The following is a 19,779-nucleotide window of genomic DNA, read 5'->3' as shown; positions in this document are numbered from 1 at the left end:
ATGATTGATGAAACGGACGCTAGAATTATAGAGATTTTGGAGCGGGACGGGCGCATTTCCATGAGTGAACTTGCCGCCCGTGTTGGCATGTCTGGCCCAAATGTCAGCGAACGGGTACGCAAACTGGAACATGAGGGGGTGATCAAGGCGTTCACCATTGAATTCTCACCGCGAGCACTTGGCTATACGCTGGAGGCAATTGTACGGGTGAAGCCTAGCCCTGGCGCTTTGCATATTGTGGAGCAACTTATTCTGGAGCAGCCTCGCTTTACCGCTTGTGACAAGGTGACGGGGGAGGATTGTTTTGTGACACGGTTGCTACTGCGCGATATCAGTGAGCTGGATGACCTGCTGGAACCGCTGCAAGACAAAGCCGTGACCAATACTGCAATCATTAAGGCCACTCCCTTGCGCAGCAGAATGCCGCCATTGCGTTGAAACAAAAGCTTTACACTCTGCTCAGGTCATCCCTACGTGTTCTTGCGAATTTATGATGATTGTGAAATATTTTCCAGAAATTTTGGTCTTGGGAATATTGAAGAACGAAGCCTGCCTTTGCGAAGGTGGTGCACGTGGTGGGGGATAGTTTGGTAGAAGTTCAGAACTTAGAGGGCAGCAGCTCTTTTGTGCTTATTTGCGAGCACGCTTCCAAGTTTATTCCTGCCGAGTTCAAAGGACTTGGACTGGAGAGCGAGGCGCGGGTGAGCCATGTTGCCTGGGACCCCGGCGCACTGGCAGTTGCACAGCATATGTCTTGGCTTTTGGATGCTCCCCTGATTGCCCAAGAGGTTTCTCGGTTGGTTTATGATTGTAACCGGCCACCCCATGACCCCACTGCAATGCCAGAGAAAAGCGAAATCTACCAGATACCCGGCAATGCAACTCTGTCCGAGGCACAAAGAGCCGAGCGGGTAACGCGGTTTTATGAACCGTTTAGGCATCGCCTTGCCTCGTTGATTTGTGAGAGGGGGGAGTGCGAAAAGCCTCCGGTTCTGCTGACCATACACAGCTATACCCCCATTTATAATGGGAAATCGCGCGCCGTTGAAGTCGGCATTTTACATGATGACGACACCCGCTTGGCAGATGCGTTGCTGAGCTGCCTGCAAGGCTGCTCTTTCAATGTGCAGCGCAATGCGCCCTATGGCCCTGAAGACGGGGTGACCCACACTTTAAAGGAGCACGGACTGAAAAACGGGCTTTTGAACGTGATGGTGGAGCTGCGCAATGACCTGATTGCCACACCGGAGCAACAAGGGCAGATGGCCGAGCTGTTAAGCAAGGCCCTGCACAAAGCCTTGCCCATGTGCGAGTAGCAGCAACGGCCTTCTTCCAACCGTCTCATCCAAGACATATACGGTTTGTCTTTGAACCCCGGAACGGCGGCGGGGAGCGGCTGTGTAAGTTAGGTTGCCGCTTTAAAACGATGAGAGTGTTTATCGAAATATATCAAAGCTTTAATCTGCAGTTTAGGCGCGTATCTTTAACAGAAAACCGGTATCCACTTTTCGGTGATACGCGTTAGAAAACAGTTGGCCAGTCACCGTTGGCAACTTGAAGCGTGGCCTTATGCGCTGTTTTGAGGAGGCTTTGAATTTCTCCTTCAGAGTTTATCGGGATCAACGCCACAGCCCCCAGCAATGCCTTGGCGTGGAGATAGGGAGGGGGCAGGACAACAGGGCCTTTGGGGTCTGCAATGCTTCCCGAACCATTCCAGCCAACCGCATAACACAGCCAGCCAGTGGGGACAGAGGTTCCCACTTCCTCCGCTTTTGCCAATATCTGGCGGCGTTTGTCCTCGCTTGGGGAGTGCACCCAGCTTCGAACTGCCTCGCGAATTTGGGGGGCTTCTTGTGTGTCTTTCAGGAAATAGTCGTGTTGGATGGCCAACGCCCAGCAAATTCCTTCTCGTGGGGGCAAGGCATGGGCTACAAAATTCACATAGTCCGTGAGAAGTGACGCCTCAATCAACCTCTCCATAGCTTCGAGAGGTGAAAAGCGGGGCTGAAGGAGTGGCTTGGCCTCTGCGCTCAAGGCGAAGCGTGCCAGAATTTCCTTGGTGCCCGTGAACGGAATTTTCTTAAGCATGTTTAGTTAATCATCGTTGGTAGGCCCTTGAGCATCAATGGGCCTTGGCTGTTGACTTCGCTGAGTGGGGCTTTGATGGAGACCTGAGCTTGACCTTCCATTGTCACTTGCAGGCCCGTTACATTATTGGTTGTCTGCGCTTTTAATTCAGTACTCAGCCCCTCCAGAGAAAGGGGGCCGCTGGACTTGCCATTTAACTGGGACTTGCCTTCCAGATTAAGCTGCGCCGCGCTGATGGTGATGGCGGAGGGCGTGATCTCAAGTTTCGAGCTTCCAACCTTCAAGGTGATTTTCGTGTCGGCGGACAGCTCGATCTCCTGAGCTGCAAGGCTATCCTTTTTCTCGGTTTTAACCTCACGTTCGCCCGTTGAAAAATCCGTCTTGTTTTTTACAACTGTCACCTGATCCTGCCCGATGGTCAGGTTTGATGTTTCTCCGATTGTTGTGGTCTCGAGTTTTTTAACATCCTTGAGTGCGTTTTCCTCAACCAGAACCTCGAGATCTTTCGCAGCCCGTACGCCAATCTTCTCGTTGCCTTCCGCGTCCTCGAACTCAAGTTCGTTGTTCTTTTCTCCAAGGCCGGTAACGAAACCGGACCTTGTTGTATTTGCTGAAGAAAAAGGATGCTTGTGCTGTTCGTTGTAAATCTGCCCGGTAATGATGGGGAGGTCCGGATCGCCTTGAAGAAACGAGATCAAGACTTCCTGACCAACGCGGGGCAGGAAAAGGGCGCCTTTTGCATTGCCGGCGAATGTTTCGGCAACTCGAATAAAACCCGATGTTTCCTGCTGATCTTCGGTGATATCCCAAAAGAACTTGACCTGAACACGCCCTTGTTCGTCACAGGCCGGAGAGCCTTCTTTGGAACCGATGACAACCGCGTTGTGCACACTGGTCATTTGTGGCTTTGGCAACCGCTTTGGAAAGAGCTTGAGTTCTTGCGGCGTGGCTTCAAATGTTGCGTGTAATGTGCTGCCACGGCTCCAGCTGTAGGTGAAGGCAGTGAGCGTCAGGTTTTTTGGCGGAGCGTTGAACGTGTTTGAGCCAAGATTTATGGTTTGGCCGATATGAAGAGCGGGGTGCTCGGTTACACCTTTGAGTGTGACCTCACCGGCTTGTTCCGCGCCAGCTACTTTTCCCATTTCCGCAGAGGACAGAACATCTCTTGCCAGAGGAATATAGCGATAGACGGAGGGTTTTTCCTTGATGCTTAGCGAGCTGGAACTCGCCGGACCTGCTTTGAGGGTATGCACTTTTTGAGCGTCATAGGTGGCGATTTGGCTTGTTGCTGGGGTTAGCCTGTGGGTATGATCCAGCTCTTTCGCATGATAGGTGCCTCTGTCTGCAATGCCCAGAACATCTTCAAGTTCAATGGCCTTTCCAAATGAGGGGAAAGGCTTGGAAGGGTCATGAATTGTCAGGGCCTCGGGGTCTTTACCATCTGAAAAGAAATAGACATGGCCTTCTTCAGAAAGCAGCCTTTGGCAAAAGGCCAGATCGTCCTCTTCATACTGAATGCAGGTCCCTCTAGGGGGAAGGGATCTGACGCCGCTGAGCTTCAGGGTGGATACATTATTGTTCTCCAGCACCTTCCCCCAGATCTCAATGGTATTCAGGTTTTGATAGATGGCCGAGTTTTTGCCTAGCTCCAGAATACAAAGGGAAGGGCGAACCAGAAGCTGGATACTGGCAAGGCCGTTGGCGCCAAGTATCCTTTGTGCTTTTACAATGATGCCTGCAAACGAGCGGGGCTTCACATTGTTGGTGTAGACAGCTTTACTGCAGGCTAGGTTTGTGTGCTTACCAATAAGGTCTGCAAGAGGAGTTGAGATATCTGCAATAACCAGCTCGTAAGTTGGTACTTGTGAAAGGCGCTCCTCAACCTGCAAACTCTCAACCACATAAGATGCGCCGTCCATATTGAGAAAAAATGCAATATCCTCGGAACTATCGGTGGCAGATTTACTCATAATGGGGCCCTACAAGAAGAAATACTGTCTTTGTTCTTAACGAGGACATCCAGAGTATACCTCGGCAGTTCAGCGCAAATATAACCAATGAATAATGAAGTTCAATCATTCAAGTGTAGTTTTGCAAAAGTGATTTAAAATAGAAATTATCATCTAATTGGAAAAGGGGAGATGAAAAATGAGAAATTATTTTTTCTTCTCGAAATTCATCCTTTCAGGTTGGTTTCTTCCGCTGAGGGAGGGAGAAATTGATAATCCACGTCAATTTTTGCTTGGTTGACTATTATGTCTGGCCGCAAAACCTAAGTAAAATTAAGGTTTTAGAATAACAAATGAGAGGGGTGAATCTAGCTCACAGAAATTTGATTGAATTCTAACAGTAAATTGAGTTTGACATTTCTTTTGGGAAACATATAAGACTTAAGTATATATATCTATGAATATCTTTGAAATATTCTTGGGTTGTTGTCCAAAACTCTATGCTGCGGGAGGTAATGTGAAGTTTTGGTAATGTTTAAATATATTTATACATGATCTGTCTGTGTATAAATATATTTATATTTCCTTATGGTGAACAAATACAAGAAATGTATTTGAGTGCTGCTGCTCTCAAAATTAAAATAAGATTTTATTGATAGAGTGCTAGATGAAGAATATTTATTTTAAATGTACTGATGCAAGCATTGGGATGCGTTTCCGGCAATTAACTAGTTATGCCTCTTGGAATCTTAGCTGTGAGGCCTTTGCTCCCAGCTTTAGTAGTTGAGGCAGTCTCATGTTTCACGGTGCCTTGTCCTTCTTTAATCTTAGAATTACGCTGTCAATATTAGTAGTGATTGCAGGAGTACTTGCTCTTCAAAGCATTCTAAGCCCCCTTAAATTTCGCTCTCTCGTAGCTGAGGCGGTTTCCTCTCGTCTTCAGGTGGTTGCCGGTGCTGTTGAGACTCTGGTGCATCGGGGAGAGGGAGTTGGCATGTCTTTAAAGGAGATGTCAGGCTTGGCGGGTCTTGTTCTGCGAGAAAAAGAGCGGGGCGAGCAAATCCAGCATATTCTCGTTGTTTCTCCTAAGGGAGATATCATTGTGAGTGCCGGAGGTTTGCAAATTCCTCAAAAGGATCGGGGTGCTGTAATGCGGCGCGTTCTGGGGAGCGGGGAGAAGATCACGACAGTTGATAGGGGAGAGCTTTTATACTCCGGTCGCCTGTTGTTCGATTCTTCCAACTCAGTCATGGGGGCAGTGATTGTTTCCTCCAGCGCCAAGCATTTCATGAAGGATGTTTCACAGACAACCTCGCGGTTGAACTGGGCGTATTTGAGTATTTTTGGTCTGATCCTTGTTTTTCTGGTTCCCCTTGTTTTGATGGGCTTCGGGAAAATCAATCAATTCTATTACTCACTGACCTCTGAGAGTTTGCGGGATGGCTATGCAGCCCAGCAAGGGGCAGTGAGCGGAAAAATTTCGGAAGGGAATGAGGTCTACGAAGGTGCGTGGTCCGAACTCCAAAAGGTTGCCTCTAGCGCTGAAAAAGAGCGTGGGGGCGTTTGATATGCAGATTTTAGCCGGTTTTTCCAAGCGGTACTTCTTGAGCATGGTTGTTGCCATGACTTTGGCAGCAATTCTCAGCATTGCTGTAACTCTGGCGGAATTCAGATCGGGGCTGCACCCTTACCTTCTTTCAAAAGCTGATAGCGTGACGCTTTCTGTTAAGCGAAACTTGGAGTATGCCACGGAAATCGGGATCCCGTTCCATGAAATTCGTGGCATTGAGACGTATCTGGAAGAACTGGAGCGCACCAATCCAGAGATCAGGGAAATCTCGATCATTGATGGTGCTGGTGATGTTCTAACTCGAGGTGGCAGCGGAAGTCTGGCAACCGAGCTTGAAGACGAAGTAGGGCGGCCCACAGCGTTTCTTCAAGGTATTTTGGGTTCGCTTTCAGAAGTCGGTGAGGTTCTTTTCGGGGCTGAAGAGCACGATCTGATTGCGGAAGCTGCTATTCATGCGGGCGGGGTAAGCGTTGCCAAGGTTCGCACCACTATTGATCTTGATTATGTGAACAGCAAGCTCTCAAGCGTGTTCTTCGATACTCTCGTGCTGTTAATTGCGGTTTGCTTGATTGCAGTTGAGGTGATGGTTGTTTTCCTGAACTCAACCATTGCCGAGCCCCTGCGTCTGGTGGAGGCTGCAATTCTCAAGCGCTCTAAAGGATACCTAGGGACGCATGAAGGAGGGGCGCGCAAGGATCAGGTCGGGCTGTTCATTGGAGAAATGAACCGGCAAAATGACAGGCTTCGAAAGCTGGTGGAAGGCTTGCAAGGCGCCTCCAGTGCAATGCTTGAGCAGATGCGTGCCTTTGCTGCGCGATATAGCCTTTTTTCAAAGGATGAGGCGAAGAAGGTCTCTGTCATTGATGCGCGTATTCCGCTGTTCGTTTTTTGCTTTGCCGAAGAGTTGCAAAAATCCTTTTTGCCGTTGTTTGTGGCGGAGTATTACAGCGATACGGATCTTCTTGATAAAGACATTATGATGGGTTTGCCAATTTCGGCGTTTATGCTGGTTTTAGCGGTGATTACGCCGTTTGCAGCCAGCCTGATTGACCGTTTTGGAAATAAAACCCTGTACTTGGCAGGGCTTGTTCCGGCAATCGGCGGATACTTGTATTGCTGGCTTGCCCAAAGTGCGACGGATATTGTGCTTGCCCGCTCCATTACCGCTGTAGGCTACGGCATTATCACGATCAGTTGCCAAAGTTATATTGCGGCGGTGGCCAGCAATGGAAACCGGGCGCAGGCAATGGCCACGTTTGTTGGTGTTTTGATGACCGCCACCATGTGCGGAACCGCCATCGGCTCCATTTTTGCAGATTGGCTTGGGTTTAAGTCGGTATTTCTTGTCTCCATTGCCCTGAGTGCGTTTGCCGGTTTGCTTGGCTGGAAAATGCTGCGCAGTAAGCTTCCTGAGGAAGAGCCCAAAGTAAAGGGAACGCCCGCCAAAACCTCCGGTTCACTGGCGGCACTGCTGGGAAATAAACAGTTTGTGACGCTTTTGCTGTTTTGCGCCATTCCGGCCAAGGTGGTGCTGACTGGCTTCTTGTACTTCTTTGTTCCCATTTATCTGGCAAGCCTTGATGCAAGTCAGTCCGAGATCGGGCGTACGATGATGGTCTATTCCTTGATCATTATTCCGATCAGTCCCTTGGCATCGCGTTTTTCCGACCAGCTGGGCAAGAATTTGCTGACCGTGATCTTTGCAACGATCGTATCGGGAATTGTTCTTTTGGGGCTCTATCAAAGCTCAAGTGTTGCCATTGTTCTGGCTGTTGTAGCGCTGCTGGGACTGGCCCATGCTTTCCTCAAAGCACCACTGATTGTGGCAGCCCTAGAGGCGGCGGAAAAGAGCCCAGATGCCAGCCGGACAGCGGCTCTCAGCTATCTGCGCATGTTTGAAAGAGTGGGGAGTGTGGCCGGACCGCTGGTTGTGGCGGGGCTGCTTGTGAAACTGGACTTTGGCAGCGTTGCGGCTGTTCTGGGTCTGACTATCGCCGTTGCCGGTGTCGTCATGATGTTCATCTCCCGTTCCAATCAAAGGGGTGAAGTGAGCCATGCCTAAACTTTTGCAACTGGTTGTTTTCGCAGTGAGCACTTTGGTACTGGTCTTTTCCGCAGCTGCAAAGGTCCAGCCACTCACCACTAGCCGTGTGCACATGGTGGTGTGGCGTGGATGCGAAGAGGCATGTCAGGGATTTATCCGCTACTTTGAGGAGAGGGAGCTTCCCGTCAAAGTATCTGTCACGGATGTTGCCCGGGATAAAAGTGCTCTTGAGGCGGTGAAAGAAAAGATTAACGCCAGCCGTCCTGATCTGGTCGTCACTTGGGGAACAACGGTGACGCGCAGCCTCATCGGGACCATTGAGGATCATGGCGCTGAAAGCGGTTTGGGGGATATTCCGGCCCTGTTTATGATTGTGGCTGACCCTGTACGCTCCGGCATTATTGAAAGCTATGCAACATCTGGTCGCCCGTTAGTGACCGGTGTTCACAACAGGGTGAAAGAGGAAGTCCAGCTTAATCAGATTTTCGAATATCACCGCCCCAAACGCCTTGCGGTGATCAACGATCCAAGTGCAATCAATTCCTCGTTGAATACTCAGACCCTGCTTGGTCTATCCAAGAAAATGGGGTTTGAACTGCTGCAATTCGAATATGCGTTGAATGAGCGCGGAAAGCCGGATCCGGTTCAAATTCCCGCGCTGATCGCGCAGGCGAAAGAGCAAGGAGCCGAGGCTATTTATGTGGGTTCCAGCTCGTTCAATTTGGAAAATCGCGGTGCTTTCACAAATGAGGCAGTAGCGCAAAACCTGCCGGTTTTTAGTGCCTACGAACAAATGGTGCGCGATGGCATGGCCTTGATGTCCGTCTCGAACAGCTATGTGAATGTTGGCAAGCTTGCCGCATCGCAGGCAGCGAAAATTTTGCTTGATGGAATGGAGCCGGGGCAGCTGCGTGTGAAGGCGCTCGATCGTTATTCCTTATTTGTCAACATGCGGGCAGCGCGTCAGCTGAAGCTTTACCCCCCTCTACCGATTGTAAACATGGCGGAGATTATTCAATGACGGCAGCGGTGTTAACCTCCCCCATTTCTGAAAAGGCGGTCGCGGGTATCTACCTGAAAGGGGACCGGAAAGCCTATCGGAGTTTACGCAATGCTTTCAACGCAGCGCAAACGTCCTATCGGGCTTTTTCAGAGTCTTTGGAATCGCTGGAAGACCGTGCTTTGGAAGAGGCCAACCGGGCAGCTTGGGCGATCTTGAAAGAAGTTTCCCAAGAGACGCTGGTGAACACATCAAAGGATATCGAGGTGTTCTCCTGGTATCTGGCTTCTCTTTTACATGGGGCAAATCCGGTTTCTGAGTTGCTTGCAGGCCTCACTGCTTTTGTTGAGCTGGCCGAGCAAAACATTGATGGCCTTCAGCCAATCCCGCCGGCAGAAAAGTTGCGCGGTGCTGGCGAGAGTGAGCAGGCTATCGAGATTGCCGAGCTCAAACTCAGGCCAATCAGCCAGTTATTCGGAGATATTGAGGGCAGCGGGCTTTTATATGCTCCGCTCACGAACCTGCACCTGATAGGTGAAGTGTCTTTTGGGCAGTTCCTGATTGCCGAGAAGAAAGGCGAGCTGGCTCCCTTAAAAGAGCCGCTGGTTGCGTTGATCCAAACAAGCGAGGAGGAGGTTCGCCAGCTTTCCCGTGATCTGAATGCCATGATTGACGTGAGCGAGCGGCTTGATGGCACGGTGAAGAGATATGCGCAGGCGCATGAGCAGCCGGTTTGTTCGCTGGGTTATTTTATCCGTCATTTGAAAGAGCTGGTACGAAGCGTTCAGGTGTTGTGCGATGGAGTAATTCCTCCAGACACACTTGAGACGGCAGAGGCCGTTGAAGCTCTGGTATCTGAGGAAAAGGCGGGTACTCAAGACGCAGATACGCCCCAGCAAACAGCGGCTGTCCCGTCGCCGCAGACGGCTCTTCCAGCCAGTACCGGAAGCTGGTCCTCTCAGGTCTCCTCCCGCGATGATGCATTGGCAGCAATTGCTGATCTGGCTGGATATTTCCGTAAAACCGAGCCCCATTCTCCCATCTGCCTGTTGCTGGACCGCGCAGTTCGTTGGGGGCATCTTTCCGCTGGTGAGCTCTTTCAGGAAATACTGAGCGAGGGCAGTGTGGGGATGTCGCAGATGTCCTTGATGACTGGCTTGGAAAGTCAGGGCTATTCAGAGACTTACCGCTCAAATAGTGCCCGTCTGCCCATGCAGGCAGCGCCTCCCAAACAAGTTGAACACCCACAAACAGGAACTGCCTCAACAGCTGTTGAGGTGCGCGAGAGTGCGCCTGCTCCAGTGGTAACTCCTGACAGGGTGCACGAACAAGCGCCTGATGCTGAACAAAACGTGGAACGGGAAAATTCCGCTGCACAAGACTCCTCTGAAGCCACCACACAAGACAACTTAGAAGTGGCTGATTTTGAATGGTAGGGCGTGGACCCTGCGAGAATAAGAAAGGAAGAAAAATATGTCCGGATACTACATGCGAATTGATGGTATTACCGACTTTAAAGGGATGGCAACTGTCAAGGAGATTGCTGGCAAAAAGGGCTTCTTCCCGATTTCCAACATGGGCTTTTCCTTCTCCCGCTCCATCTTCGTAGCCGTTGGCTCTGCAGGCGATGCGGAAACCGGTATTCCGGCTGTTGGCGATATCAATATCGAACGCGGAAATGATGCGGCCTCCGCCATTTTGGAAACAATGTTCTTTGCCCCTGGCGCAAAGGGCAAGACGATTGAGATCGTTACCACAAAAACAAAGAATGACGGCAAGGGCCTGCAGCCAACACTGGTGCTGACATTGGAAGAAGCACGTATTTCTTCCTACGCTTATGCGGGTGAGCAGACTTCCCTGTCCATCGCCTACACCGTTGTTTCCATTGCCCACTACTTCGAAACTGAATCTGGTGAGGTCGTTAAGTCCGATACCGTGAAGTTCGATCTGAAATCCGGCGAGCTGGTTTCCGGCAATGCGGACGCTCAAAAATAGTAAGAGGATCTGATGGCGCTTAACGCACAACATAAACGGATTTCAAAGAACCGTGTTTCCATTACCTATGATGTGGAAGACGGCGGCGCGGTTCAAACGAAAGAGTTGCCTTTTGTTGTCGGTATGATCGGCGGCTATTCGGGTGATCGGCAGGATAAGGAGGCTCCGGAAGACCGGACCCTTTATCAGGTCGACAAGGACAACTTCAACGATGTGATGGCACGCATTGGACCAGAGCTGTCCTACCGCGTTCCGAACATGATCGAGAACGACGATTCTGAGATTGAAGTGAGCCTTTCTTTTAAGTCCATGAAAGACTTTGAGCCCGATGCTCTTGTTGAGAAGGTTGAGCCACTCAGGAAGCTGGCTGAAACCCGAGAAAAACTGATGACACTCGTTGCCAAGGCTGACCGGTCTCGCGACTTGGAAAAGGTCTTGAAGGAAATCTTGCAGGATCAGGATCTAATCAAGTCACTGGGCGATGAGCTGGGTGTTGCAAAAGAGGGAGATGCGTAGTGTCAGAGACAGAAAGTGTAGGCGCTGGCTCTGCTGGTGTAGCAGAGCAAACCAGTCTTCTTGATCGGGCTTTGGAAGCCACTTTGCAAACGCCTGAAGATACAACAAAAGAGCTTCTTACCGTTTTAACCTCTCAGGCGATGGAAGGTACGATTGCCTGGGACAAAAATGTTGGCGTTACGATCCGCAAAGCTGTTGCTGAAATTGATCGGCTGATGTCCAAACAGATGTCAGCCATTATTCAGGAAGACAAATTCCAGACACTGGAAGGCTCGTGGAGAGGCTTGCAGAAGGTTGTACGTGAAAGCGAGATTGGTCCACAGCAGAAGATCAAGCTGCTGGACTACAACAAGGAAGAGCTTCTGGAGCAGTTTGAGGATGCTCCGGCCATTGACCGGAGCCCGCTGTTTGAACGCCTGTACCAGCAAGAGTTCGGAACCGCTGGCGGTGAGCCTTACGGCGCCTTGATCGGTGATTACTACTTCGGATTTGGCGACGAGGATGTTGCCCTTCTGACCTACATGGCAGAAACAGCTGCAGCGTGTCATGCGCCATTCGTGGCGGCCTCTGGTGCTGGCATGTTTGAATACAACTCGTTTGAGAGTTTCAATGAAGGCCGCCCTGTTGCAGCAGGGTTCGACAGCCCCACTTATGCGGCGTGGAATGCGTTCCGTGACAGCGACGAAAGCCGCTATGTTACGCTGACACTGCCTTCGACACTTGCCCGCCTGCCATACGGGCAGAACGGCATTAGTGCCAAGACCTTTGACTTTAACGAGTTGGATACGGATGCAGATGGTAATCAGCGTCCTGCAGAAAATTCTCAGCTGGTTTGGTCCAATGCTGCCTATGACATGGCCCTCAAGATGAATCAGGCATTCACCGCTTTTGGGTGGTGTACTGCAATTCGTGGGCTTGAGAATGGCGGTAAGGTGGAGCAGCTGCCGAACCTGATCTACAAGTCCGATGCTGGTGATGTGCAGCAGCAGTGCCCGACAGAGGTGAACCTGACGGACGAGCGCGAAAAAGAGCTGTCTGATCTGGGGTTCCTGCCTCTGGTTCACTACAAGAACACAAACTATGCCGTCTTTATTGGTAGCCAGACTGTTCAGCGTCCTAAAACCTACACAGACCCTGATGCCACATCCAATGCGGCAATCTCTGCACGTCTGCCGTACATGATGGCCTCCAGCCGGATCGCCCATTACCTGAAGGTGATTGGTCGAGATCGTCTTGGCTCCAATCTGGAAGCTGGCGACATCAAGGCAGAACTGCAAGCCTGGATCGATCAGTACACCAATGCCGGTGCAATGGGGAATGCCGAGCGCTCCCGTACGCCGTTGGCTGAAAGTGCGATTGAGGTTGTGGAGCAGCCGGGCAAGCCGGGTGCTTATTCTGCCGTGGCGCATCTGCGTCCTTGGTTGCAGCTGGAAGAGCTAACCACTTCGGTTCGAATGGTTACTAAAATTCCGGGTTAAAGCCCTAAGGAACTTGTGAAGGCTATGGATATCAATCAGTCCGTTCTAACCACTGTTGAGACTGCCGGGCCCTCCCTTACATCTGTAGGGGAGGCGCTTGAGCATGCCTTGCGCCAGCCAGAGGGCGGAGTGGATGGTGTGATATCCATGCTCTTACGAACAGCTTTAGCTATTCAGGAACGCATGAATGCACAACTGAATGCTATTATCGAAGCAGATGCCTTTCAAAAAATGGAGGCGCGCTGGCGCAGCCTCCAAAATACGGTTTGGTCTAAAGGGACGAACAAAACCGTCAAAATTAAGGTTTATGATCTGAGTTGGGAAGAGCTGGCTCGGGACCTGCACTATAACAGTGACATTCATCGCACTTCTCTTGTTCGAAAACTTGGCAAGCAGGAGTATGAGACGCTGGGCGGCGAGCCATTTGGCATCATGATTGTTGATCATGCGCTCAGTGTTGATGTGGAGACCGAGTATGATCAGCTCTACACCGCGCAGCTTTTGGGGGACTTGGGGGCGGCTTGCGTGTGTCCGATTGTTTTGGATGTCTCCGATGACTTTTTGGGCGAAAGTGATGCGGCTTGGTATTCGGACACAACACGGGTTAAAAATGTTCTGGGCAGCAGCGACTATGAGGCGTGGGCACGCCTGAGAAAGGCGCCCAACTCCCGTTTTTTGGGGCTGGCCATGCCGCGCCATCACCTGCGTGGCCGCTATGAAGATCTGGACATCGGCTTTCGTTTCCACCAGTGGCCCTCCCAAAGCAATGGGCTGTGGGGAGGCGCTGCCCCCTGTTTTGCGCAGACAGTTATTGCTGAGTTTATTTCCCGTGCGTGGTTCGGCTTTTTGAAGTTGGTGTCCACCCATTCCGGTTCGGGAGCTGTTCTTGCGTATAGTGGCACTCCAGTGCCGGAGGGAACAGCGCCGGTTCAGCGTGCGCGCATCAGGTTGACGCACCACATGGCCCGCTTTTACTCGGAGGAGGGTTTTATTCCTCTTGCTGAAAGTACCAAGTCCAACCAGCTTTACTTTGTGGGCAACAGGTCGGTTCTGGATTGTGAAAGCAACCCCATGAAAGAGGTTCTAACCCAGCTTCAATCTGTGCTGATCGCCTGCCGGCTGGTGCATTATGTGAAAGTGAAAATCCGCTATCTGATCGGGCAGGTTATAACCGTTCGGGAGTGCGAGGAACAGCTCAACAGCTGGCTGGAACAGTATGTCTCCACTTCCGCCATGGCCAATAGTGAGCACCAGTCCAAATTTCCGTTTCGCGGTGCCCGTGTGAAGCTTGCTGCCGATCCGGCAGACGCTGCGCGGTACTTTTTCGAAATCCTTGTTCAGCCCCAGTACCAAATCGACCACGTCCTTGGGGAAATTGCTTTGGCAACTGACTTTCTGGCACCTGAAGGGAAATTGAAATGAAGTTTGGTGCTGCTTTTCTTGGACGTAAACTGGAAGATGGTATTGATACGCAGATTGCGGAAAACATTGACAATTTGCTGCAAACTGTCTCGCCAGAGGCCCAAGTTGCGCCGGAGCTGGAGAATGTGATCGCCTCCAACCTGTGCTACGGGCTGCCCATGAACTGGGCTTTGCAGGAAGCCAGCCGCAACAACCAGCTGCGTGAGGAGCTGCGCAAGCGTCTTCACCGCTTTGAGACGCGTGTGGTTGAGGTCTCGGAAATTGACTTGAGCGAGGATGCGCAGGGAAACTGCGTCAAATTCTACATTGCAGGTGCGCGGGAAGCTGATGGCACCAAGGACGCCATAGCAGTTGAGGCGAAGCTCTCCAGAATGGATCAGGCCCAGTTGGAGGAGAGCGAATGACCCGTTTGTTCAAGTACTACGAGACCGAGCTGGACTACATGCGGCGGGCGTTTACGGAGTTTGAGGCCAAGCATCCGCAAACTGCTAAAACCCTTGGTGTGAATGCGGGAAAAAGCTCTGATCCCGATATTCAGCGCTTGTCAGATTCTCTTGCGCTCATTGCCGCGCGCATGACTATGCGCATGGATGATACGGTTCCTGAGATGGCACTGGATCTGACGCGCATTATCAGCCCCGCATTTTTGCTGGGTGCGCCCAGTTACTGTCCGGTTCAGGTGTCTTCCAGTGCTTCTGCCCTGCGGGAATTGAGCGTGATTAAAAAAGGGCAGGAGATTTCTTTCAGCCAAGCGGGGGAGGGAGCAAGTTGCCGTTATATGGCGGCGGCTGACAGTACCATTGCCCCGATCTCGGTTTCAAATGTCAAACTTGAGACGAGCCCCCTTGCTTTTGAAACACCCCAGACCTTGCAGGATGTGGAAGCGGCGCTCACGTTCACCGTGTCTACATGGGATGCCAAATCCAGCTTGCAGGCTTTGGACATGGATAGATTGCCGTTTTATGTCTGCGCTCCGGCTGGCCGTAAAAAGCGTTTGATTAACCTGCTGGCCGGTGAAGTTCTGGCGATCGGTATCGGCACTGAGGGGCAAAAGGCGACCCACTGGCTTAAAAAAGAGTCCTTGCAGCTGAGCCTGCTGAATAAGGACTACACCTACCTTCCCTCTACCCAAAGCGGTGCAACGGGTTTTGACCGGCTAAGGAATTTCCTAGCCTATCCGGATCAAGGTGCTTACTTTGAGCTTTCAGGACTGAAAGAAGCTCTTTCCAAGTTGCCGACTGGCCGAGTGAGCCTGCGCTTGTTTATAGGCGGCCTTGCCGCGAAAAATCTGGGTGATGTTGCCTCTGGTGATTTAGCGGGAAACGTTATTCCGCTGGTGAACTGCTATCAAGACAAGTCGCAGCCGGTTCGCTATGACTTTGCCCGTTCGCAAGTGCCTCTTAAGCCTGTGTCTGCCTCGAAAATGGAAGCTGTGACCCTGCAGGTTTCCGGCATTGATATGCTCACGCCAACCGGTGCTGTGGCATTGCCAGCCATGACCACACCGGAACGGCGCAGAAATGACAGGGGCCCAGTGTGGCAGGAGCGCCATTTCCCAAAGGAGTTCGATCACAGCAGGAAATGGGTGAGCTTTTCCGTTCCTGAACTGAAGGGGGAGGGAGAAAGTGCTCAACTGGAGCCCCTTGATCTTGTTGCGTCTCTCGTATGCTCCAATGGCAGTGCGGCCACGACGGTGAGGCCCGGCACTGAAAGCAGTTTTGAGCATAAAGACTTATCGAAGATCCCGTTTTATATCCTCAGTGAGCCGAGCCTGCCGGTTTTTCCTGAAGACAACCCCGAGCAGCACTGGAATGCTCTGTCGTTAATCAATGCTAACTTTGCTTCCATTTTTGAGGTTGAAGATCCGGTTAAAGCCCTGAAAGAAGCGCTGCATTTGTGTGCGCCGACCGATTTTTGCATGGCTGCAAACGCCATATGGGCGGTGAATATGTCCAGATCCGTTGCTCCGGTTCGCGTGAATGGTGCTTCACTGTTAACCGCAGGAAGCTCTATCGAGATTATTCTGGATTTGGCGAGTCTGCCGTTTTCTGCGCAGGTTTTCGCAGTGGTGCTGCATAGTTTCTTGGGAAGTTTTGTCAGCTACGACCGGTTCTACCAACTGAGTGTGAGAGAGCGCGGGAAAGATGATCCTTTCTGCGTCTTTCCACGAGTTCATGGGGGGACGGTTGGAGGATGATGCATCAACCACAAAGAACTCTCATAGATATTCCGCTTGTACAAGCCGCGCGCATGGGGCTTGCGGATTACGAACAGGCATTGAAAGCGGGTCGCTTCAATCCTTTCCCAACAGGAAGTCACAGTGTCGGACGGGAAGAAAATCGGGGAGGCTGGGAGAAAGAGAGTACTTTTGGCGAAGAGACCTCTTTGAATGCGCCTGTTCTTTCCAGCTTTGACGGGGTGCTGCCCGATTACATTCAAGAAGCCATGCAGCAGGGGCTTCATCAAGATGATGCAAGCTTGAGGGACTTTCTGGCGATTTTTGACAGCCGGATACTGGAACTTCAGGTTCGCTCGCAGTGTGCGCAAATCCTTGTTGCGCTGGATGATGACAAGAACGGTGAAACCGTCAGTTATCTGAAGCGCTTATTGCAGCTTATCTCGGCACCGCAGGAGAGTACCCAGCATCTGGAGATGCTGTTGCCGCTTTTGTCGCGCAGCCGGTCTTTGGATACCCTGCGCGCTCTTATCGCTTGGTGGTCTGGACGTGATGTGCGGGTTGTGGCCCGTTTTGGAAAGTATTTTCCAATTGAAAAGAGCAGCCGAAGCCGCCTGAGTGCGCGCAAAAGGGATGAGGCCCAACAACTGGGGCAAGGGGCTATTCTCGGGCGTTTTGGCACAACCGCCATGGCGCATATTGGCATTTATCTGACTTGCCATAACCCGCAGGATCTGGAGCGGCTCACCAGTGACATGGCGCACTTGCAGCAACTCAAAACAGTCAGCGTCAAATATCTGCGTGATGCGGTGCCGATCACCATTTATGCCGATATACAGCGCAAGCATCTCATGGCTCCAAAACTCTCGGCACGCTGCCAAAAGGACCGGCTTGGGCAGTACAGCATTCTTGCTCCTTATGCGCACCCGGAACAACAAGCCTCACTCAAACTCATTGAACGTGCATTTTAAGGACTAAACCATGACCAGCCTCACCAAACTTGTAAGCTGCTTGACGCCGACTTTGAAAAACGCACTTGAAAACGGCGTTGGTGAAGCGATCAAGCGCAAAGCGGTCACCGTTGAGATTTCCCATTGGGTCTACCAGCTCCTCTTTGGAGGAAAACATGAAGAGCTGTGCGCGTTCTTGGAAACACAAGGTGTTGTGCTGAGTGTGCTTCAGCGCGAACTGGAACAGCAGATGCCATATGCCTCCACAGCCGGTGGCCAGCAGCCGACGATCTCCGGTTCCATAGAAAAGCTGTTGGAACAGGCGTGGATGATTGCGTCTGTGGAGATGGGGCAAAACGCTATATCTTGTGAAGTTCTGCTGCTTGCCGCCCGTACGCCCGGAACGCTGGGCGTGAGCCTTTTTCCGGTAAAAGCCCTGCAACCTGTCTCAACCGATGCCCTGCGTTCATTTGCGTTGCAAAAGGCAAATGGCGCGGACAGAGGGCCGGTGGCTTTGGCAGCTGACATGAGCGGGGACGGGGATGCACTAGCCAAATATACCATTGACCTGACACAGCAAGCGAACGAGGGAAAGCTTGATCCTGTTTTGGGACGCACTGAAGAGGTTGCAACCGCAATTGATGTGCTGCTGCGTAAACGGCAGAACAACCCCATATTGCTTGGGGAGCCGGGGGTTGGAAAAACCGCTGTTGTGGAAGGACTTGCCTATAAGATTGTGTCGGGAGATGTGCCTGTACACCTGCAAGGTGCCCAACTGCGCAGTCTGGATATGGGCCTTTTACAAGCCGGTGCCAGTGTTAAAGGCGAATTTGAAGAGCGCTTGAACAATGTGATTAAGGAAGTGCGCGCCAGCCAAACGCCTATCATCATTTTCATTGATGAAGCGCACACCATGATCGGGGCAGGTGGAGCGGAAAGGCAAAATGATGCTGCCAACCTTCTAAAACCAGCTCTGGCGCGAGGTGAGTTCCGCACTGTTGCTGCCACAACTTTTGCTGAGTACAAAAAGTATATTCAAAAAGACCCAGCTCTTGCGCGTAGGTTTCAGCCAATTACCGTTGAAGAGCCCAAACGGGATGCGGCGGTTAATATCCTTCGCGGTGTGGCAAACGGGCTGAGTGATCATCATAAAGTCCTGATCCGGGAAGAGGCGATTAAAGCTGCGGTGGACCTTTCAACGCGCTTTATTCCTTCGCGCCGTTTGCCGGATAAGGCCATCAGCCTTCTGGATACGGCATGCGCCCGCGTCGCTCTTTCACAAAACTCCCGCCCCAAACTGATTGAAAAGCTGGAGGAAGACCTCCGATTTGCCCAAGTAGAGCTGGACAAAAGCCGTGAAGAGGCACGCCTGTTCGGGGATGTAAGCATTGATGAAGCGCTTTTGAGTGACAGTGTTTCTTCGCGCGAAGTGGAGCTGGGTGAGAAAGTTGCAAAGTGGGAGCGGCAGAAAGAAGAAGTTGAAGCGCGCTTGATGGCAACAAAAGTGCAGGAAGGCGGTGAGAGCGCTTCTCCAGCGGTTTCTGGCAGTGCCGAGGTTGAAGGCGAAGTTTACGTGCACCCTTGGGTGAGCGAGGAGACAATTGCCTCTGTTGTCTCGGACTGGACCGGTGTTCCGGTTGCCAGTTTGAGTGCCAGTGAAGCAGAGCGGCTGCTAAATCTGGAGGACACCCTCAAGTCTAGGGTTCTTGGTCAAAATGCGGGTGTCGAGGCGATTTCCAGATCGTTGAAGATCGCCCGAGCAGGGTTGACCGACACGCGCAAGCCCATTGGTGTGTTTATGATGTGCGGCCCTTCCGGCGTTGGTAAAACCGAAACGGCACTGGCCATAGCCGAGCAGTTCTTTGGCGGCGAAGACGCAATTACGACCATTAACATGACCGAGTTCAAAGAGGCCCATAAAACGTCCATGCTGCTTGGGGCATCCGCCGGATATGTGGGCTACGGCAAAGGCGGGGTTTTAACCGAAGCCGTGCGTAACCGTCCCTATCAGGTTGTTCTTCTTGATGAAATGGAAAAGGCGCACCCGGAAATTCAGGATGTCTTCTTCCAGATTTTTGACAAGGGCTACATCTCCGATAGCGAAGGAGTGAAGGTCGACTTCCGAAATACAATCATCATCATGACCGCCAATGCAGGCGGTGAGGAACTGCGTGAATACTATGAAAGTGGTGAGGGGGAAAAGACTGATGCACAGATGACTGAGTATCTTCGTCCGCTTCTTCTTGAACACTTCAGCCCCGCTTTCATTGCGCGCACAGAGGTGATTGCCTATCGGCCTCTGGATATGCATGTGAGCGCCAAGCTGACTAAAATTCATATGAACCGCATCAAAAAACGCATTGCGGCCAAGTATGAGGCGGAGCTGGTTTGGGACAGCAGCTTTACCGAGTTTGTGGTGAAGGCCAACAATGACCCGCTTTCCGGCGGGCGTGCCATTGAAGCGATCATTAACAAGAGTTTCCTGCCAAAACTGGCGGAGGAATGCATTACACGGGTTATTGAAAACAAGCCGCTCAATACAATTTCGGTCTCTCACTCAGACAAAGACCTAAAGCTGGTGGTGGACTAGG

General features: G+C 51.5%; 16 protein-coding genes. 14 read left to right on the top strand and 2 right to left on the bottom strand.

The annotated features are described in order from the left end of the window. Together P6574_RS15690 and P6574_RS15685 are read left to right on the top strand one after the other, a co-directional pair. Positions 1–438, top strand: coding sequence for an Lrp/AsnC family transcriptional regulator (locus tag P6574_RS15690; RefSeq protein ID WP_310621207.1), 438 nt, complete (start codon positions 1–3; stop codon positions 436–438). 149 nt (positions 439–587) lie between these two features. Further along, a complete protein-coding gene (locus P6574_RS15685; RefSeq protein ID WP_310621206.1) occupies positions 588–1,316 on the top strand; it encodes an N-formylglutamate amidohydrolase in 729 nt (242 codons plus the stop codon). A gap of 205 nt (positions 1,317–1,521) precedes the next feature. Here the strand turns inward: P6574_RS15685 and P6574_RS15680 are convergent, their stop codons facing one another. Then, entirely contained in the window at positions 1,522–2,088 is a 567-nt protein-coding gene (locus P6574_RS15680; protein ID WP_310621205.1) for a DUF6931 family protein, read from the bottom strand. Between the two features lie 2 nt (positions 2,089–2,090). Next, on the bottom strand, positions 2,091–4,058 hold the full coding sequence (locus P6574_RS15675) for a type VI secretion system Vgr family protein (RefSeq protein WP_310621204.1): 1,968 nt from the start codon (positions 4,056–4,058) through the stop codon (positions 2,091–2,093). A 775-nt stretch (positions 4,059–4,833) separates the two neighbouring features. Between P6574_RS15675 and P6574_RS15670 the strand changes: the two genes are divergently transcribed. Genes P6574_RS15670 through tssH form a run of 12 tightly spaced genes read left to right on the top strand, consistent with a single transcriptional unit; the run spans position 4,834 to position 19,778 of the window. After that, positions 4,834–5,604 carry a hypothetical protein gene (locus tag P6574_RS15670; RefSeq protein ID WP_310621203.1) on the top strand — a complete coding sequence of 257 codons (771 nt, stop codon included), beginning with the start codon at positions 4,834–4,836 and terminating at the stop codon, positions 5,602–5,604. A 1-nt stretch (position 5,605) separates the two neighbouring features. Next, on the top strand, positions 5,606–7,669 hold the full coding sequence (locus P6574_RS15665) for an MFS transporter (protein WP_310621202.1): 2,064 nt from the start codon (positions 5,606–5,608) through the stop codon (positions 7,667–7,669). Further along, positions 7,662–8,672 carry an ABC transporter substrate binding protein gene (locus P6574_RS15660; protein ID WP_310621201.1) on the top strand — a complete coding sequence of 337 codons (1,011 nt, stop codon included), beginning with the start codon at positions 7,662–7,664 and terminating at the stop codon, positions 8,670–8,672. The genes P6574_RS15665 and P6574_RS15660 overlap by 8 nt, the downstream gene beginning before the upstream one ends. Then, on the top strand, positions 8,669–10,087 hold the full coding sequence (locus P6574_RS15655; RefSeq protein WP_310621200.1) for a type VI secretion system protein TssA: 1,419 nt from the start codon (positions 8,669–8,671) through the stop codon (positions 10,085–10,087). Before P6574_RS15660 ends, P6574_RS15655 begins: the two co-directional genes overlap by 4 nt. 37 nt (positions 10,088–10,124) lie before the next feature. Then, positions 10,125–10,646: a type VI secretion system tube protein Hcp gene (locus P6574_RS15650; RefSeq protein ID WP_310621199.1), complete on the top strand. Its 522-nt coding sequence runs from the start codon at positions 10,125–10,127 to the stop codon at positions 10,644–10,646. A gap of 12 nt (positions 10,647–10,658) precedes the next feature. After that, positions 10,659–11,162, top strand: a complete 504-nt coding sequence (gene tssB, locus P6574_RS15645) for a type VI secretion system contractile sheath small subunit (RefSeq protein WP_310621198.1) — start codon at positions 10,659–10,661, stop codon at positions 11,160–11,162. Then, positions 11,162–12,640 (top strand): type VI secretion system contractile sheath large subunit, encoded by a 1,479-nt coding sequence (gene tssC, locus P6574_RS15640; protein WP_310621197.1) that lies wholly within the window; start codon positions 11,162–11,164, stop codon positions 12,638–12,640. The genes tssB and tssC overlap by 1 nt, the downstream gene beginning before the upstream one ends. A gap of 24 nt (positions 12,641–12,664) precedes the next feature. Next, the gene (locus tag P6574_RS15635; RefSeq protein WP_310621196.1) at positions 12,665–14,062 is read left to right on the top strand and encodes a type VI secretion system contractile sheath domain-containing protein; all 1,398 of its coding nucleotides are present in this window, start codon (positions 12,665–12,667) and stop codon (positions 14,060–14,062) included. After that, complete coding sequence (locus tag P6574_RS15630; protein WP_310621195.1) at positions 14,059–14,466, top strand: hypothetical protein; 408 nt, start codon at positions 14,059–14,061, stop codon at positions 14,464–14,466. The genes P6574_RS15635 and P6574_RS15630 overlap by 4 nt, the downstream gene beginning before the upstream one ends. Continuing rightward, the gene (gene tssF, locus P6574_RS15625) at positions 14,463–16,259 is read left to right on the top strand and encodes a type VI secretion system baseplate subunit TssF (protein ID WP_310621194.1); all 1,797 of its coding nucleotides are present in this window, start codon (positions 14,463–14,465) and stop codon (positions 16,257–16,259) included. Before P6574_RS15630 ends, tssF begins: the two co-directional genes overlap by 4 nt. Then, the gene (locus tag P6574_RS15620) at positions 16,256–17,209 is read left to right on the top strand and encodes a type VI secretion system baseplate subunit TssG (protein ID WP_310621193.1); all 954 of its coding nucleotides are present in this window, start codon (positions 16,256–16,258) and stop codon (positions 17,207–17,209) included. The genes tssF and P6574_RS15620 overlap by 4 nt, the downstream gene beginning before the upstream one ends. A gap of 10 nt (positions 17,210–17,219) precedes the next feature. Continuing rightward, on the top strand, positions 17,220–19,778 hold the full coding sequence (gene tssH, locus P6574_RS15615) for a type VI secretion system ATPase TssH (RefSeq protein WP_310621192.1): 2,559 nt from the start codon (positions 17,220–17,222) through the stop codon (positions 19,776–19,778). The last annotated feature ends 1 nt before the right edge of the window (position 19,779 follow it).

The organism is Pseudovibrio sp. M1P-2-3, assembly GCF_031501865.1.
GTDB classification, from domain to species: domain Bacteria; phylum Pseudomonadota; class Alphaproteobacteria; order Rhizobiales; family Stappiaceae; genus Pseudovibrio; species Pseudovibrio corallicola.
Note: the sequence above shows the minus strand (reverse complement) of the source record. Positions and strands in the feature narration are given on the sequence as shown.

Coding starts and splice junctions, on each gene's coding strand:
- P6574_RS15690 (WP_310621207.1), top strand. CDS start 1: ATGATTGATGAAACGGACGCTAGAATTATAGAGATTTTGGAGCGGGAC.
- P6574_RS15680 (WP_310621205.1), bottom strand. CDS start 2,088: ATGCTTAAGAAAATTCCGTTCACGGGCACCAAGGAAATTCTGGCACGC.
- P6574_RS15675 (WP_310621204.1), bottom strand. CDS start 4,058: ATGAGTAAATCTGCCACCGATAGTTCCGAGGATATTGCATTTTTTCTC.
- P6574_RS15670 (WP_310621203.1), top strand. CDS start 4,834: ATGTTTCACGGTGCCTTGTCCTTCTTTAATCTTAGAATTACGCTGTCA.
- P6574_RS15665 (WP_310621202.1), top strand. CDS start 5,606: ATGCAGATTTTAGCCGGTTTTTCCAAGCGGTACTTCTTGAGCATGGTT.
- P6574_RS15660 (WP_310621201.1), top strand. CDS start 7,662: ATGCCTAAACTTTTGCAACTGGTTGTTTTCGCAGTGAGCACTTTGGTA.
- P6574_RS15655 (WP_310621200.1), top strand. CDS start 8,669: ATGACGGCAGCGGTGTTAACCTCCCCCATTTCTGAAAAGGCGGTCGCG.
- P6574_RS15650 (WP_310621199.1), top strand. CDS start 10,125: ATGTCCGGATACTACATGCGAATTGATGGTATTACCGACTTTAAAGGG.
- tssB (WP_310621198.1), top strand. CDS start 10,659: ATGGCGCTTAACGCACAACATAAACGGATTTCAAAGAACCGTGTTTCC.
- P6574_RS15635 (WP_310621196.1), top strand. CDS start 12,665: ATGGATATCAATCAGTCCGTTCTAACCACTGTTGAGACTGCCGGGCCC.
- P6574_RS15630 (WP_310621195.1), top strand. CDS start 14,059: ATGAAGTTTGGTGCTGCTTTTCTTGGACGTAAACTGGAAGATGGTATT.
- tssF (WP_310621194.1), top strand. CDS start 14,463: ATGACCCGTTTGTTCAAGTACTACGAGACCGAGCTGGACTACATGCGG.
- P6574_RS15620 (WP_310621193.1), top strand. CDS start 16,256: ATGATGCATCAACCACAAAGAACTCTCATAGATATTCCGCTTGTACAA.
- tssH (WP_310621192.1), top strand. CDS start 17,220: ATGACCAGCCTCACCAAACTTGTAAGCTGCTTGACGCCGACTTTGAAA.